The sequence below is a fragment of the Providencia sp. 2023EL-00965 genome (assembly GCF_033550225.1).
Lineage (GTDB): Bacteria > Pseudomonadota > Gammaproteobacteria > Enterobacterales > Enterobacteriaceae > Providencia > Providencia manganoxydans.
The window spans coordinates 82,037-97,899 of record NZ_JAWUEH010000001.1 but is presented as its reverse complement, the minus strand read 5'-3'; the positions used below and the strand labels follow the sequence as shown (position 1 = coordinate 97,899).

Below are 15,863 nucleotides of genomic sequence, written 5' to 3'. Positions count from 1 at the left end.
GAACATAGTCAACAAAGTTGCAACTTGAAGTATGACGAGTATAGAAGGCTATAAATATATAGCCTTAACTTTTACCTACAATGAATATTCAAATTCGGGAGCCGAGATCTTCATCTGCTTTTTTGCCATTAATCATACGCGTTAGCTCTTCACAGCGAACAATTTTATTGTTTGAAAGATGGAAACAAGCAAAAACTTCGAATTCACTGATTTCTCCATTTTTCTTTTTAGCACAAGCAATATGCTGAGTATGTACGCACCCATCACCTTCAGCAATCGATTTTATCGTAATAGAAATACTCTCAACCGCATTCTTTAATGCATTAAGATGAGCGACAAACTCTGTATAATCAATTCTTTTCCCATCAACAACTTGAACATAATCAGGGGAAAAATATTGTTCAATAGCGTTAAGATTACCTATATCATTCCCTAATACACTAATTAATGCTTGCTGAACTAACGCCAAATTACTCATTAGATTTTCCTCTTATTAATCATCTCTTTTACTGGATATTTTGCTAGATGACCAATAATTCAAGTCCCGAATAAGAACATTGAACAAAAACAACAATAAATTCTATTTATAGTTGTTTTAACATTATTTATATAGATAAAAGTAAAACTAACAGTCAAAGAGATACTATGTAGCCAAGTGTACAATATCATCCCCTAAATAGTTACTTATTCCCTGTCTGTCTCATAAGGTTACTACTTAAAACCAAATAGTTTAACTGATGTAATCCTATAACATATAAACCTCGGTTGAGAGATCAATGGTAGGTTTTATCGAGTCATTAACAGGAGAGTTATGCACGACAAAATCAACAAACTCTTTTATTTCACTCTCGCTATTCTCAGCTTTTATATGAAATTTTGAAATTATTTTTGAAAAACCAAGTGCGACTTTATCATTTACGCCTAGTAATCTATCACCATCAAACTCACCGATCATATCTACTTTTACTTCTTTTAAATCAATCCCCTTTTGTACAGCAAAAAATTTCGTCACAATACACTGACATGCACCTATAGCAGCAAGTAATGCTTCCACGGGGGTCATTCCTGAATCAGTACCGCCCATAATTGAAGGTGCATCAAGATAATAAGAAATATCACGAGCTTTACATATAACTTTAAAATCATCGGTTGAAACAGTATTTACATTAAAATATCTCTTAGCCATATCATCACCTTTATGTTACTTATATTCACTCAAATAATTAATATAAAAACCCAGTAAAACCTTTATACTAAAAGAACTGATATCGTACATTTTTATGTATTTCATTGAAAAAAATTCACCATCTGATAATAGAGCGTTCATCATAATCCATCATTATTATGGGGAAAAGTCAGATGAGGAACTTAAGGGAAAGAGCACTTACCAGCAAAATGGATTGTACATTTAAATATTATTTTAAATAGCATCAATAAACCTCCTTTCACTAATAAAACAAATAAAAAACTGTTACTACTTAGAATGAATTTTATTTACGATTAATAAGAAAAGGTTTCATACTATCCTGACTAAAAATCCACATTATATATTTACGTCCTGCCAATAACTGACCTTGGTGGCGTATTAAATAAATTAAATTACTATATAGTGAGGTTATTATGAGCTCCGATAATACTACCAATGTACAAGTCACTGATGACGCATCTATCATGCCAGATATATCGAATAAAAAAATTTTAGTTGGCTATTGGCATAATTGGGCTGCTGGTACTAACGATGGCTATCAACAAGGTTCTTCCGTAGCGATGAATCTGACCGATATTCCAACGGAGTATAATGTCGTCGTGGTTGCCTTTATGAAAGGCACCGGCATTCCGACCTTCAAGCCTTATTCACTGACTGATGCTGAGTTCAGACGTCAAGTTGGCGTCTTAAATAGCCAAGGACGTGCAGTACTCATTTCTCTAGGCGGTGCTGATGCACATATAGAATTGAAAACTGGCGATGAAAATAATTTGGCAAATGAAATTATTCGTTTAGTAGAAACTTACGGCTTTGACGGCTTAGATATTGATTTGGAACAAGCGGCAATTAACGCAGTCAATAATAAAACCGTTTTGCCCGCTGCATTGAAAATTGTGAAAACACATTATAAAACTGAAGGCAAAAATTTTATTATCAGCATGGCACCTGAATTCCCTCATTTAGGTACCAACGGAGCTTACTCTGCTTATATTACTGCACTTGAAGGTTATTATGATTTTATTGCACCTCAATATTATAATCAGGGGGGTGATGGCATATGGGTGGATGATACTGGAAATGGAAGTGGTGCTTGGATAGCTCAAAATAATGATTCTGTGAAAGAAAATTTTCTTTATTTTCTGACTGAAAGCTTAGTGACTGGCACTCGCAATTTTATAAAAATTCCTCCCTCTAAATTTGTTATTGGCTTACCCGCCAATAGAGATGCTGCTGGTAGTGGTTATATCGTCGATAAACAGGCTGTTTATAATGCTTTTTCCCGTCTTGATGCTAAAGGTTTATCGATTAAAGGCCTGATGACATGGTCGGTAAATTGGGATAACGGCAAAAATGTCAGTGGTGTAGCTTATAACTGGGAATTTAAAAATCGGTATGCGGACTTACTATCAGGTAACATGTCTTAGCTACTGATATTCAGCCAAAACAGATTGTTAGCTTTATTATTTTAATATTTATAACCAATAACGGGGGCTTTTAGGCTCCCGTTATTAATTACACCATGTAATAAATCATATCGCTTGATGTTTTTATTATAAAATTTATTATATTTCATTAACTTAGAACAATTCATCAGATATTTGAGATCATAAATCACGTTCTTCGCTTCAATTAAATCTATTTCAAATAAGTATATCAATACGGTACAATAAGCTAATTTCTATATAGAGCGTGCACATGAAACAAAAGATCGAGTCTGAGTCAAATAATATTACCCAACCATATTGGCCCACCTTGAAGCTCATGTTGAGCTCTCTCATTGTTTTTAATTTCTACTTAAATTTATCCGATAAAAACAATGTCTCGTTTCTTATTAGTATTTTCGACTTAACATTAATTCCTATGTTTGTATTCATAGTTGCATTCGTTACCAAGAATACGACATGGAAGTCTTTGAGACTTAGTTTACTTTCACCCCTTATAATTTACGTAACATTTCAAACCATTGATGCAATTCCATTATATTTTTCAGGGGAATTAAGTTTAAAAACTTATCTCCTTGAGCCTCAAAATGGAGTATGGTTTTTTTTAGCCACCCCAATTTGGCAAGCCTTTTTTTTATTGTTATCACCAAAATTAAAGTCTAATAGTTTCGCTTTATTTTGTATTTTAGTCGTATCATTGATTTCTGCTTATTTAGCAAGCAACTATCTAATGAAGCTATCAAGCTTTTTTTCTATTATTTTATATTTTCCATTCTTTATAATTGCTTATTTTATTAATGATGAAAATATAGCTTCACTTAGAAAAAACTCTTATTTTACAATTTTAATCATTACAGCTTTAGCCATAGCCGCACTCTATTATGAAAATGACATCAATAGATTAGTTATAACTATGACTAATATTGATTCGCCATCATCTTTTTTTATTATTTATATTTTAAAGTTCTTTATAAGTATGGCTTTAGGTTCTAGCATTATATATTTCGCTTTATCAACGGATAAATATGCAAAAGTATCAAATAACGCTTTAGGTGTGTATTTGATCCATCCTATTATTTGTTTTATTTTTTTACAAGTTTTCGCTTATTTTCATGTGGAATATAGCCTATTAATAATAATATTATTAACGCTATCAACTATTAGCATCGCACTTTTATTAGCTTTTAGTCCAACCATCCACTGGTTTATTGAACCTAAGTTAAATTTTAACAAATTAACGCAATAGGACTGTTTGAGGATCGCTCTCTTTTCATTTGGGATTCACTACATTAGTACCAGTATCACTTAACCAATGACAATATCATGGCAGTAATGAAACATGTTGAGTGTGATTTACAGGAGGATATGCGAAAAAAGCTACACTAAAACCAGCCCCCATAAAGTTGGATAATTAATTAAGTTACCATTAGGAAAGATTGAACGCTGTGATCTACAAGAATCAACCCTTTTAATGCGACAATAAAAAACGGGAACTATTAAGTTCCCGCTATTAATTACACAATATAATTAATTACATAATAATAAATTACATGTGTTTGATGATTGCGTCGCCGAACTCGCTACATTTCAGCAGTTTAGCGCCATCCATCAGACGTTCGAAGTCATAAGTTACGGTCTTAGCTTCGATTGCGCCTTCCATACCTTTAACGATTAGGTCAGCTGCTTCAGTCCAACCCATATGGCGCAGCATCATTTCAGCAGACAGAATGATTGAACCTGGGTTTACTTTATCTTGACCTGCATATTTTGGTGCAGTTCCGTGAGTTGCTTCGAATAGTGCGCACTCTGAACCAATATTCGCACCTGGTGCGATACCAATACCACCAACTTGTGCCGCTAGTGCATCAGAAATATAGTCACCATTTAGATTCATACACGCGATAACATCATACTCCGCTGGGCGCAGTAAGATTTGTTGTAAGAATGCATCGGCAATAACATCTTTAACAATAATATCTTTGCCAGTTTTTGGATTCTTAATTTTAACCCATGGGCCGCCATCTAGTAGTTCACCACCAAACTCTTCTAGAGCAAGCTGATAGCCCCAATCTTTGAAAGCACCTTCAGTAAACTTCATAATGTTACCTTTGTGAACCAGAGTTACTGAATCACGGCCATTATCGATAGCATACTCAATTGCTGCGCGAACCAAACGTTTTGTCCCTTCTTCTGAGCAAGGTTTAATACCAATACCGCAGTTTTCTGGGAAACGAATTTTGGTAACACCCATTTCATTTTTTAAGAAATTGATGACTTTGTCTGCTTCAGTACTGCCCGCTTTCCACTCGATTCCTGCATAGATATCTTCAGAGTTTTCACGGAAGATCACCATATCAGTCAGCTCAGGTTGTTTAACTGGGCTTGGTGTACCTTTGTAGTAACGAACAGGACGTAAACAGATGTAGAGATCAAGTTGTTGACGCAGTGCAACGTTCAAAGAACGAATACCACCACCAACTGGGGTTGTCAGAGGGCCTTTAATTGAAACACGGTAATCACGGATTAAATCGAGAGTTTCTTGCGGTAACCAAACATCTTTACCATAAATTTGAGTAGATTTTTCGCCGGTATAGATTTCCATCCAGGAAATTTTGCGCTCGCCGTTATAGGCTTTTTTAACTGCCGCATCAACCACTTTCAGCATTGCTGGTGTTACGTCAACACCAATCCCATCACCTTCGATATACGGAATAACAGGGTTGTTCGGAACATTCAGTTTGCCTTTGGCATCAATGGTAATCTTAGCGCCTTCTGCCGGAACTACTACTTTGCTTTCCATTAACCTCTCCTTTCACTTGCGCATTTGCTTGTTAATTTTTTGTAAGAGACCTGTCAATACTACTTCAATCTTTCTCTAACGCCAATGGTTAGTCGCTCTAGGTTTAATGTCGATCGCATTAAACGTACTAATCAAATGCCATCACGTCGAGTGCATTCAAAATAATAAACCTTAAAATCAGTTAGTTAAGATTAAAACTCTGTCGTACTCCATATAAAACAGTGATCAGCAAAAAATCCTCATGATTGAAAAATCAAAAAATTTCGCAAAACTATTCGTAGTTTAGCTGGAAAAATATTCTTAAAAATTCGATTTGCTCACATAAACATTGTTAATTACTTAATTTATAATATAAATTATATCCACTTTATGAAAATAAAGTACTTAATGTTCTTAATGTTTTTTATTAATTTAGTAACTATCAGCTTTAGCCTATTTTTAAATTAGATAATTAATATATAAGATTACTAGAATTTCACTTTGTTAACTTAACCGTCATTAAAATCATTATTATTAAAGAAATAAACACAATTCGTATAGTATATTTAATACTGTTAATAAAATAATCAGATATACATTACTTCCACCTAACTGTGACAAAAATATCAATCTAGAACCAACTAATTCAAGAAGATGTCATATAATGTGACATGGTGTTGAATTAATCATTTTATGGGGCTTAACAATCGACTTAAGCTCCGTAATATCACCGATATCCTACCCTACCCTTGAATAAAAGACATATGTCAATTTAATTAAAATTCAACTACACTATAACAACTAGGTTATTTTGCTTTGTGCATTTACTCTTACCTAGCCATCAAATTTGGAATTCAAGCTAATTACTTAAAATGAGTACTCATGTCGATAGCCAAGCGTAAAACTAAGCCACTAGCAAACAAAAAAGCAACGTCAAAGTTTGGTGCTAAATTGCCCTCAAACCGTGCTCGACAACCACTATCACCTCTCGTACGTAAAGTGATCTTATTCAATAAACCTTTTGACGTTTTACCGCAGTTTACCGATGAGCAAGGTAGAGACACCTTAAAAAAATATATTCCAATCGCTGATGTTTATGCTGCTGGCCGGTTAGATCGTGATAGCGAAGGGTTACTCATCTTGACCAATGATGGCAAATTACAAGCACGTTTGACTCACCCCCAAAAAAATACCAATAAAGTCTACTACGCCCAAGTAGAAGGTATCCCCGATGAAGCCTCTCTAGTCAAATTTCGTCACGGGCTGATACTCAATGATGGTCCTACTCTCCCTGCGGGTGTCGAACTAGTTGAAGAGCCGAATTGGTTATGGCCACGAACCCCGCCGATACGCGAACGAAAAAATATTCCAACCCATTGGCTAAAGATCACGTTAAAGGAAGGGAGAAACCGTCAAGTTAGACGCATGACTGCTAATATAGGTTTTCCCACGTTACGATTGATTCGTTATCAGGTTGGTGAATATACACTCAACGATTTAGCTCCCGGAAAATGGAAGGAGATCACACTTGTTTAGACCTCACGTGACTGTTGCAACGATTGTGCACGCCAAAGATAAGTTTTTAGTCGTAGAAGAATGGGTCAATGGTAAGCCTACATGGAATCAACCTGCTGGTCATTTAGAAGCAGATGAAAGCCTGCTTGCCGCAGCTGAACGTGAATTGTTCGAAGAAACAGGGATCCGAGGCAAACCTGAAAAGCTGATTAAAATACACCAATGGATAGCACCCGATAAAACGCCATTTATTCGCTTTTTATTCTCTTTAGAACTGCCAGAGATTTGTGAGACACACCCACAAGACAGTGATATCAGCGGCTGCCACTGGGTTACCGCACAAGATATTTTAAGTAGTGATTGCTTACGCTCGCCTCTCGTTGCACAAAGTATCCATACTTTCCTTGAAGGTGTGACTTACCCATTAGAGGTACTCAATGCCTTTGGTGAGCACTATCAGTAATGCTATATGTGCTATATGTAAAGTAAGCTGATATACGGCACTCATCAGGTCACTGGATGATTTAACAACAAGCCCCATAATATTCCCCGCTAGTGCTGGCGTAATAAGGACACAACATGGTAAAGTATGGGGCTTAATTTTTCCGCAGTGAGAGTATTCCATGTCAGATAACAGCCAAAAAAAAGTCATCGTCGGTATGTCCGGTGGTGTTGACTCCTCCGTTTCAGCTTATTTGCTCCAGCAGCAAGGGTATCAGGTTGTTGGTCTGTTCATGAAAAACTGGGAAGAAGATGACGATGAAGAATATTGCTCTGCGGCAACAGATTTAGCTGATGCACAAGCCGTTTGCGATAAATTAGGTATTGAACTTCATACTATCAATTTTGCGGCTGAATATTGGGATAATGTGTTTGAACACTTTTTATCTGAATATAAAGCAGGCCGTACACCAAACCCTGATATTCTTTGTAATAAAGAAATTAAATTTAAAGCCTTTCTTGAGTTTGCCGCTGAAGATCTTGGTGCTGATTACATCGCAACAGGCCACTATGTTCGTCGCCGTGATGTTGATGGCAAAAGCCAATTACTTCGTGGACTAGATGGCAATAAAGATCAAAGCTATTTTCTTTATACACTCAGCTATGAACAAATTGCCAAAAGTTTATTCCCTGTCGGTGAACTCGAAAAACCAGAAGTTCGACGCATTGCCGAAGAAATCGGCTTAGTCACTGCCAAGAAAAAAGACTCAACTGGCATTTGCTTTATTGGTGAACGTAAATTCCGTGATTTCCTTGGCCGCTATCTACCTGCGCAGCCCGGCCCTATTGTTACTGTTGAAGGTGAAACCATCGGTCAACACGAAGGTTTGATGTATCACACATTAGGGCAACGTAAAGGTCTTGGGATTGGCGGTACAAAAGACGGATCGGATGACCCTTGGTATGTCGTCGATAAAGATGTCGAAAAAAATCAACTTATTGTTGCACAAGGGCATGAACATCCTCGTTTAATGTCAACAGGTTTGATAGCTCAGCAATTGGATTGGGTAGATAGACAACCTCTCGTACAATCTATGCGTTGTGTCGTCAAAACACGCTATCGCCAAGCTGACATTCCATGTACTGTCACCCCGCTTGATAATGGTAAAATTGAAGTCATTTTTGATTACCCAGTTGCCGCGGTGACGCCTGGGCAATCCGCAGTCTTTTACCTTGATGAAGTTTGCCTTGGTGGCGGCATCATTGAATCTCGTATTCAGGAGTAATTGTGGCTAAAAATTATCGCGATATCACTCTTGCGCTCGCAGGCATCTGCCAAGCAAGTTATATGGTACAACAACTTGCTCAAGAAGGTATTTGCAATGACCATGACGCTGAAGTCATGGTCAGCAGTTTAACCAATATGAATCCCTCTTCAACGCTTGATGTCTATGGCAATAACCCTGCTAATCTTAAAACAGGGCTTGGCGCACTACTTGGCATGCTATCAGGCGGTAATAATGGCGGTGGTCTATCCGCTGAAATGACGCGATATATGCTAAGCATTATGGTGTTAGAACGTCGATTGAATAAACAACAACAGGCAATGGATCAGCTAGGACAGCGCATCGATCAATTTGAGCGCCAAGCCAGCTATTTTGAACCTATGTCTGAAGGTGTATTTAATGCGCTAGCGGGGATTTATGTCGATGTCGTTAGCCCGCTAGGTCCTCGTATTCAAGTAACGGGTTCTCCTGATATTCTAAAGAACTCGCTGGTACAGGCAAAAGTTAGAACTCTCTTGCTATCTGGTATTCGCAGTGCGGTCCTATGGCAGCAAGTGGGTGGAAGCCGTTTACAATTAATGTTTTCTCGAAGCCGTCTGAGTAATCAGGCGAAAGAAATTCTGTCTCACCTTTAAAATCTGGAGTTGCTACCAATGGAATTATCCTCACTGACCGCTGTATCCCCGATTGACGGCCGTTACGGTGATAAAGTCAGCGCATTACGCACTATTTTTAGTGAGTTCGGCTTGCTGAAATTTCGCGTACAGGTTGAAGTTCGCTGGCTACAAAAACTGGCGGCAACCGCTCAAATCAAAGAAGTTCCATCATTTGATGCTGACGCAAACGCTTACCTTGATGAAATTGTGGCAAACTTCTGTGAAAAAGACGCGATGCGTATCAAAGAAATTGAGCGCACAACCAATCATGACGTTAAAGCTGTTGAGTATTTTTTAAAAGAAAAAGTAGCCCAAGTTCCCGCCTTACATGCTGTCTCTGAATTTATCCATTTCGCCTGTACTTCTGAAGATATCAATAACCTTTCCCATGCCCTGATGTTGAAAACAGCGCGAGAAGAAGTGTTATTGCCACAATGGCGTCAAATGATCGATAAAGTGACAACAATGGCTCACGAGTATCGTTCACTGCCACTGCTTTCACGCACTCACGGTCAACCAGCAACGCCATCAACCATTGGTAAAGAATTTGCTAACGTTGCTTACCGTATGGAGCGCCAATATCGCCAGTTAGAACAAATTGAGATTTTAGGTAAAATTAATGGTGCTGTAGGTAACTACAATGCACATATTGCAGCATACCCAGAAGTTAACTGGCATGAATTCAGTGAAACATTCGTGACTTCATTAGGTATCACTTGGAACCCGTTCACAACACAAATTGAACCACATGACTATATTGCTGAACTGTTCGATTGTGTTGCACGCTTCAACACTATCTTATTAGATTTTGACCGTGATATTTGGGGCTATGTTGCACTCAATCACTTCAAGCAAAAAACGATTGCAGGTGAAATTGGTTCTTCAACCATGCCTCATAAAGTCAACCCTATTGATTTTGAAAACTCAGAAGGTAACTTGGGTCTTGCCAATGCTGTACTTGCCCATTTAGCCAGTAAACTGCCAGTCTCTCGTTGGCAGCGTGACCTTACTGATTCAACAGTACTGCGTAACCTTGGTGTCGGTCTTGGCTATTCATTGATCGCCTATCAATCAACGCTAAAAGGTTTGAACAAATTAGAAGTGAATGAACAGCATCTATTGGATGAGTTAGATCAAAACTGGGAAGTTCTTGCTGAGCCAATTCAAACGGTAATGCGTCGTTATGGTATTGAAAAGCCATACGAAAAGCTGAAGGAGTTAACCCGAGGTAAACGTGTCACTGCTGAAGGAATGAAACAGTTTATCGATGGGCTTGAGCTACCAGAAGACGAAAAAGTACGTTTGAAAGCGATGACACCGGCAAATTATATTGGTTACGCGGTCTCTTTTATTGATGAATTAAAATAACTGACATCGTATACACTTAATATAATTCAAGCTGTAGTTAGGCTAACTGCTCACTAAAAGCATAGACATAGCCAGAAGCATAAATAGTTATGTGGCTGATGCAAGAGCTGACGCAGCACACTTAAACCAAGGTGTGCTGCAATTTGACGTATCGCAGGTAGATAATTTCTACCGGCCTCCTTCTCTTTTAGCGTATCTATTTTTCTTTTGTTTGCCCTAGGTTTACTTAATCTCTTGTTATGAAGCACTTATCTTTTTACCATAGTGATACCTAATGCGACTGCTCTACAATTATAGGGTGATCTTTTCTTCTTAATGTGAGGTTTTAGATGCGTATTCTTATCGTTGAAGACAATGCCCTGCTGCGTCACCATTTAACTGTCCAGCTTAAAGAACTGGGTCATCAAGTGGATTCAGCTGAAGATGCTAAAGAAGCTGATTACTTTTTACGTGAAAGCTGCCCTGATATTGCAATGGTTGATCTTGGTTTGCCTGATGAGGATGGTTTATCGATGATCCAGCGCTGGCGTAGTGCTCAAGTGAATATCCCTATTTTAGTGTTGACTGCACGTGAAAGCTGGCAAGAAAAAGTTCAAGTCCTTAATAGCGGCGCTGATGATTATGTGACAAAGCCATTCCACCTTGAAGAGTTAGTTGCTCGTATGCAAGCCTTAATGCGTAGAAATAGCGGACTGGCTTCTCAGGTACTCGAACTTGATGGCTTTGTCATTGACCTATCAAGGAAAGAATTTACTGTCAATGGTGAACCCGTCAAACTCACTGCGTTTGAATATACCATCGTAGAAACCTTGCTACGGAATAATAGCAAAGTGGTGAGTAAAGACTCGTTAATGCGCCAGCTGTACCCTGACGCTGAATTACGTGAAAGTCACACTATTGATGTCTTAATGGGGCGTTTACGCAAAAAAATACAGCAGTTTCACGCTAAAGATGTCATAGTTACGGTTCGTGGACAAGGTTATCGTTTTGATGTGAACGGCTAATTATGTGGCTAAAAAAATTTAAGTTTAAGCCTTTATCACTGAGGGCGCGCTTCTTGTGTGCCACCTCAGCGGTGATCCTAGCTTTAACGTTATCTTATGGTATCGTTGCAATATTAGGTTATTTAATTAGTTTCGATAAAACGACTTATACGCTCCTGCGTAGCCAGAGCAACCTTATCTACAGCCTAGCTCAATGGCAAAATGATAAAATTGCTATTCGTGTGCCCCCTAATTTCACACTCAATAATCCTTCTTTAATCATTATTTATAATGAAAATGGCCAAGTTCTCTGGCGACAACGTGAAGTCCCTGCGGTTGAAAACCTGATCCGCCGCGATTGGCTAAAAAAAGAAGGGTTATACGAAATTGATACTGATATCGGCGAAACGCGTCAATTATTGCAGAACAATCCTGAGTTCAATAGCAAGCTAGATGATATGAATAATGATGATGAGCCACTAACGCACTCAGTATCAGTCAATCAATATGAACGTTCAGAAAACCTTCCTCCACTCACTATCGTGGTCGTGGATACGCTACCACAAGATCTGCAAAAAACCGGTTTAGTTTGGGAATGGTTTGGTTATGTGTTACTTGCAAACCTAATATTAGTGATCCCTTTGCTCTGGCTCGCTGCTTATTGGAGTTTGAGGCCGATTAAATCGCTCGTTTCGCAAATCAGTAGCCTTGAGAAAGGCGAACGTGAAATGATGGATGAAAACCCCCCTTATGAATTACGAGGGTTAGTTCGCAATTTAAATAATTTGCTCACTAATGAACGTAAGCGCTATAGTAAATATCGCACCACACTTTCTGACTTAACGCACAGTTTAAAAACCCCACTCGCTGTCCTACAGTCAACGCTACGTTCTCTTCGTACAGGCAAACAAATGACGATTGAGCAAGCCGAGCCTATCATGCTTGAGCAGATAGGTCGTATTTCTCAGCAGGTTGGCTATTATTTGCATCGGGCTTCCGCTCAAGGTGACAAAAACCTGATGCTACGTGAAATTTCCTCAGTTCCCTCTTTGTTAGATAGCCTAGCCAGTGCACTACATAAAGTGTATCAGCACAAAGGAGTTTCTATTACCGTTGATATCTCACCTGAAGTCACTTGGCTAGGCCAGCCCAATGATTTTATGGAAGTAATGGGCAATATTATGGAGAATGCCTGTAAATATTGCCTTGAGTTTGTTGAAGTCAAAGCTATCGTGGGTAATGATAGCCTAACGATCACCGTGGATGATGATGGCCCCGGCGTCCCCGAAAATCAGCGTAATCTTATATTTGTCCGAGGGCAACGTGTCGATACATTAAGACCAGGGCAAGGCCTTGGATTATCTATTGCAGTAGAAATTATTGACCAATACGACGGAGAGATCAAAATCAGTGATAGCTCACTCGGAGGTGCTAAAGTTGAGGTCATTTTCCGTAGGCAAAGCATTCATCAAGACAGTTAATCTGTGATCATAAGTCTGGTTTATCGCCTGCTCTAGCCTGAAATTCAGGTATACTATGTCAATAATATAACAACTCAGGACAATAAGATGGACTATAAACTGAATCTTGACTGGCAGAGTTTTCTGGACAGTCATTGGCAGAAACGCCCTTTACTCATCAAAAATGGTTTTACACGTTTTATTGATCCTATCTCGCCAGATGAACTTGCGGGACTGGCAATGGAAGATGAAGTCGATAGCCGCCTTGTCAGCCATAAAGACGGCTTATGGCAAGTAGCGCATGGCCCATTCGAAAGCTACGACCACTTAGGAGAAGAAAACTGGTCTGTGTTGGTACAGGCTGTTGACCATTGGCATCATCCAAGTGCTGCATTAATGAAACCTTTTCGAGTGTTATCTGACTGGCGAATGGATGACTTAATGATCTCCTATTCAGTACCGGGCGGTGGTGTAGGCCCTCATTTAGACCAATATGACGTCTTTATTATTCAAGGTGAAGGCCGTCGTCGTTGGCGTGTTGGTGAAAAAGTCCCGATGAAGCAACATTGCCCTCATCCTGATCTGCTTCAAGTTCAACCTTTTGATGCGATTATTGATGAAGAAATGGAGCCCGGCGATATTCTTTATATTCCACCGGGGTTCCCACACGAAGGTTATGCGATTGAGCCATCACTCAACTACTCAGTTGGCTTCCGTGCGCCTAATACCCGCGAGTTAATGAGCAGCTTTGCTGATTATCTGATTTCAAATGATCTTGGTAGCTATCGTTATAGTGATCCTGACTTGTCATTTAGAGACAATCCAGCTGAAATATTGCAAGGCGAACAAATAAAATTGCGTGAGATGATGGAGTCTCTGATCAGTGATCCTGAATTGTTCCGCAAATGGTTTGGCGAATTTATCTCACAATCACGTCATGAGTTAGACTTAGCTCCTCCTGAGCCACCTTATGAACAAGATGAAGTGTATAACTTACTCAAAGAACAGCAAGAAACACTGTACAAACTCAATGGGTTAAGAGCACTGCGTGTTGGTGATCAATTTTTTATCAATGGTGAATGTTTAGAAACCATCTGCTATGAAGCTGCTGATAGCTTATGCCGTTATGATTCAGTGGATGCTCAACGATTAGGTGATGCTATTGATGATGTCAACTTTATTGCGTTAATCACGGCATTGATTAATAGTGGTTATTGGTATTTTGACGATTAGTTGATCCGTTTATCCTCTAAATAATTTAAGATGCTGCTAAGCGACAACTAAATGAGTCGCTTAGCAGCATAGAAAGGCTGCAACTGGCTCAAATGAGGCAACGGCTCATTACCTCAGCCCCTGCAACTTGCTATATAACGAATAGCTCCCTCGCTTATTGTTTTATCCTCTAAGGATAATCACTCATTATTTTTTGCATTTTCTGCTGTTAACTCAGCAATACGCATGATCACACTAACCGCCTGTTCCATTCCCTCTAATGTTATAAACTCATGTTTACTATGAAAATTATAACCACCAGTGAAAATATTTGGGCACGGTAATCCACGGTAAGATAATTGTGCACCATCTGTACCACCACGTATTGGTTTAACGATGGGTTCAATACCACACTCTTTCATTGCCTGATGAGCGATTTTAATCACATGCGGGTGCTTCATCACCTCTTTATGCATATTGTAATAAGTATCATCAATTGTCAGTTCGATATAACAACTAGGGTGTAAGCCTTGTCCTACTTTTTCTGCAATACGAATGATATTTTTCTTACGAGCCTCAAACCGTTGGCTGTCGAAATCGCGAATAATGTAATTCATTTCCGCTTTTTCCACTGTACCTTTCATGGAATTAAGATGATAAAAGCCTTCGTAGCCGTCAGTGTGCTCAGGTGTTTCATCTTTAGGTAATTCTGCATGAATACGGTTCGCCAACGCTAATGCATTCACCATCACACCTTTAGCTGTTCCCGGATGCACATTGTTACCCACAATTTTTATGGCCACATTGGCTGCATTGAAGTTTTCGTACTCTAATTCTCCAACACCACCACCATCAACAGTGTATGCCCAACGTGCATCAAATATATTCAAGTCGACATAACGTGCACCCCGCCCGATTTCTTCATCTGGGGTAAAAGCCAAACAAAGTTTACCATGAGGGATTTTGTTAGCTTTTAGACGTACAAATGCAGTAATGATCTCCGCAATACCGGCTTTATCATCAGCACCCAGTAATGTTTTACCATCGGTCATGATCAGTGTTTTACCAATCATTTCATGTAACACGGGAAACATCACTGGTGATAGCACTTCATCACCAATACCTAATGCAATATCACCACCACGATAATTTTCTAAAATTTGAGGGGCAACATTTTTACCTGAAAAATCAGGAGAAGTATCAAGATGAGAAATGAAACCTATCGTTGGTACATCCCAATCAACATTGGAAGGTATACATGCGGTGACGCAGCCTTGCTCTGAAAGCGCGACATCATCGAAACCTAATTCCTTCAATTCTTTCACCAAGGCTCTAGCAAACTTCAATTGCCCTGTACTACTTGGTATTACTTTTGCGTTTAGTTTTGATTGTGTATCAAAAGCTGTATAGTCAAAGAACCGTTCTAAGAGTTTGTCCATACATCATCCCCTTAATATTAATGTCCCTATTATGAGAAAGAATGTATGAACAATTGTTGTTTCAAATCAGCTTTG

At 38.8% G+C, this 15,863-nt stretch carries 13 protein-coding genes and 1 pseudogene; 10 read left to right on the top strand and 4 right to left on the bottom strand.

Annotation, left to right across the window (positions count from 1 at the left end; translation table 11 throughout):
• Window positions 1–88: 88 nt before the first annotated feature.
• The gene (locus SC428_RS00455; RefSeq protein WP_070928442.1) at window positions 89–478 is read right to left on the bottom strand and encodes a nuclear transport factor 2 family protein; all 390 of its coding nucleotides are present in this window, start codon (window positions 476–478) and stop codon (window positions 89–91) included.
• A gap of 267 nt (window positions 479–745) precedes the next feature.
• The gene (locus tag SC428_RS00450; protein WP_318705446.1) at window positions 746–1,186 is read right to left on the bottom strand and encodes an OsmC family protein; all 441 of its coding nucleotides are present in this window, start codon (window positions 1,184–1,186) and stop codon (window positions 746–748) included.
• 434 nt (window positions 1,187–1,620) lie between these two features.
• Between SC428_RS00450 and SC428_RS00445 the strand changes: the two are divergent.
• Window positions 1,621–2,628, top strand: a pseudogene (locus SC428_RS00445) (chitinase); the annotation flags it as partial.
• A gap of 490 nt (window positions 2,629–3,118) precedes the next feature.
• Complete coding sequence (locus SC428_RS00440; protein ID WP_233445647.1) at window positions 3,119–3,895, top strand: acetyltransferase; 777 nt, start codon at window positions 3,119–3,121, stop codon at window positions 3,893–3,895.
• Between the two features lie 300 nt (window positions 3,896–4,195).
• On the opposite strand, the gene icd is transcribed toward SC428_RS00440, so the two are convergent.
• A complete protein-coding gene (gene icd / locus SC428_RS00435; RefSeq protein ID WP_070927078.1) occupies window positions 4,196–5,449 on the bottom strand; it encodes an NADP-dependent isocitrate dehydrogenase in 1,254 nt (417 codons plus the stop codon).
• A gap of 861 nt (window positions 5,450–6,310) precedes the next feature.
• On the opposite strand from icd, the gene rluE reads away from it, so the two are divergent.
• The 8 genes from rluE (at window position 6,311) to SC428_RS00395 (ending at window position 14,370) form a co-directional block, all read left to right on the top strand.
• Entirely contained in the window at window positions 6,311–6,964 is a 654-nt protein-coding gene (gene rluE / locus SC428_RS00430) for a 23S rRNA pseudouridine(2457) synthase RluE (RefSeq protein WP_283125226.1), read from the top strand.
• Window positions 6,957–7,406 (top strand): NUDIX domain-containing protein, encoded by a 450-nt coding sequence (locus SC428_RS00425; RefSeq protein ID WP_070927082.1) that lies wholly within the window; start codon window positions 6,957–6,959, stop codon window positions 7,404–7,406. Before rluE ends, SC428_RS00425 begins: the two co-directional genes overlap by 8 nt.
• A gap of 160 nt (window positions 7,407–7,566) precedes the next feature.
• A complete protein-coding gene (mnmA, locus tag SC428_RS00420) occupies window positions 7,567–8,670 on the top strand; it encodes a tRNA 2-thiouridine(34) synthase MnmA (protein WP_070927085.1) in 1,104 nt (367 codons plus the stop codon).
• Between the two features lie 2 nt (window positions 8,671–8,672).
• The gene (gene hflD, locus SC428_RS00415; RefSeq protein ID WP_070927087.1) at window positions 8,673–9,305 is read left to right on the top strand and encodes a high frequency lysogenization protein HflD; all 633 of its coding nucleotides are present in this window, start codon (window positions 8,673–8,675) and stop codon (window positions 9,303–9,305) included.
• 18 nt (window positions 9,306–9,323) lie between these two features.
• Window positions 9,324–10,694, top strand: a complete 1,371-nt coding sequence (gene purB / locus SC428_RS00410) for an adenylosuccinate lyase (RefSeq protein ID WP_070927089.1) — start codon at window positions 9,324–9,326, stop codon at window positions 10,692–10,694.
• 329 nt (window positions 10,695–11,023) lie between these two features.
• Complete coding sequence (phoP, locus tag SC428_RS00405; protein WP_070927091.1) at window positions 11,024–11,698, top strand: two-component system response regulator PhoP; 675 nt, start codon at window positions 11,024–11,026, stop codon at window positions 11,696–11,698.
• A gap of 2 nt (window positions 11,699–11,700) precedes the next feature.
• Complete coding sequence (phoQ, locus tag SC428_RS00400; protein WP_140178380.1) at window positions 11,701–13,158, top strand: two-component system sensor histidine kinase PhoQ; 1,458 nt, start codon at window positions 11,701–11,703, stop codon at window positions 13,156–13,158.
• 87 nt (window positions 13,159–13,245) lie between these two features.
• Complete coding sequence (locus SC428_RS00395) at window positions 13,246–14,370, top strand: cupin domain-containing protein (protein ID WP_140178383.1); 1,125 nt, start codon at window positions 13,246–13,248, stop codon at window positions 14,368–14,370.
• Between the two features lie 179 nt (window positions 14,371–14,549).
• On the opposite strand, the gene pepT is transcribed toward SC428_RS00395, so the two are convergent.
• Window positions 14,550–15,788 carry a peptidase T gene (gene pepT / locus SC428_RS00390; protein ID WP_272580038.1) on the bottom strand — a complete coding sequence of 413 codons (1,239 nt, stop codon included), beginning with the start codon at window positions 15,786–15,788 and terminating at the stop codon, window positions 14,550–14,552.
• Between the last annotated feature and the right edge of the window lie 75 nt (window positions 15,789–15,863).

Bases quoted from the DNA above. Each gene is read 5' to 3' on its own strand.
- SC428_RS00455 (WP_070928442.1), bottom strand. From the start codon at position 478: ATGAGTAATTTGGCGTTAGTTCAGCAAGCATTAATTAGTGTATTAGGG.
- SC428_RS00450 (WP_318705446.1), bottom strand. From the start codon at position 1,186: ATGGCTAAGAGATATTTTAATGTAAATACTGTTTCAACCGATGATTTT.
- icd (WP_070927078.1), bottom strand. From the start codon at position 5,449: ATGGAAAGCAAAGTAGTAGTTCCGGCAGAAGGCGCTAAGATTACCATT.
- rluE (WP_283125226.1), top strand. From the start codon at position 6,311: ATGTCGATAGCCAAGCGTAAAACTAAGCCACTAGCAAACAAAAAAGCA.
- mnmA (WP_070927085.1), top strand. From the start codon at position 7,567: ATGTCAGATAACAGCCAAAAAAAAGTCATCGTCGGTATGTCCGGTGGT.
- purB (WP_070927089.1), top strand. From the start codon at position 9,324: ATGGAATTATCCTCACTGACCGCTGTATCCCCGATTGACGGCCGTTAC.
- phoP (WP_070927091.1), top strand. From the start codon at position 11,024: ATGCGTATTCTTATCGTTGAAGACAATGCCCTGCTGCGTCACCATTTA.
- phoQ (WP_140178380.1), top strand. From the start codon at position 11,701: ATGTGGCTAAAAAAATTTAAGTTTAAGCCTTTATCACTGAGGGCGCGC.
- SC428_RS00395 (WP_140178383.1), top strand. From the start codon at position 13,246: ATGGACTATAAACTGAATCTTGACTGGCAGAGTTTTCTGGACAGTCAT.
- pepT (WP_272580038.1), bottom strand. From the start codon at position 15,788: ATGGACAAACTCTTAGAACGGTTCTTTGACTATACAGCTTTTGATACA.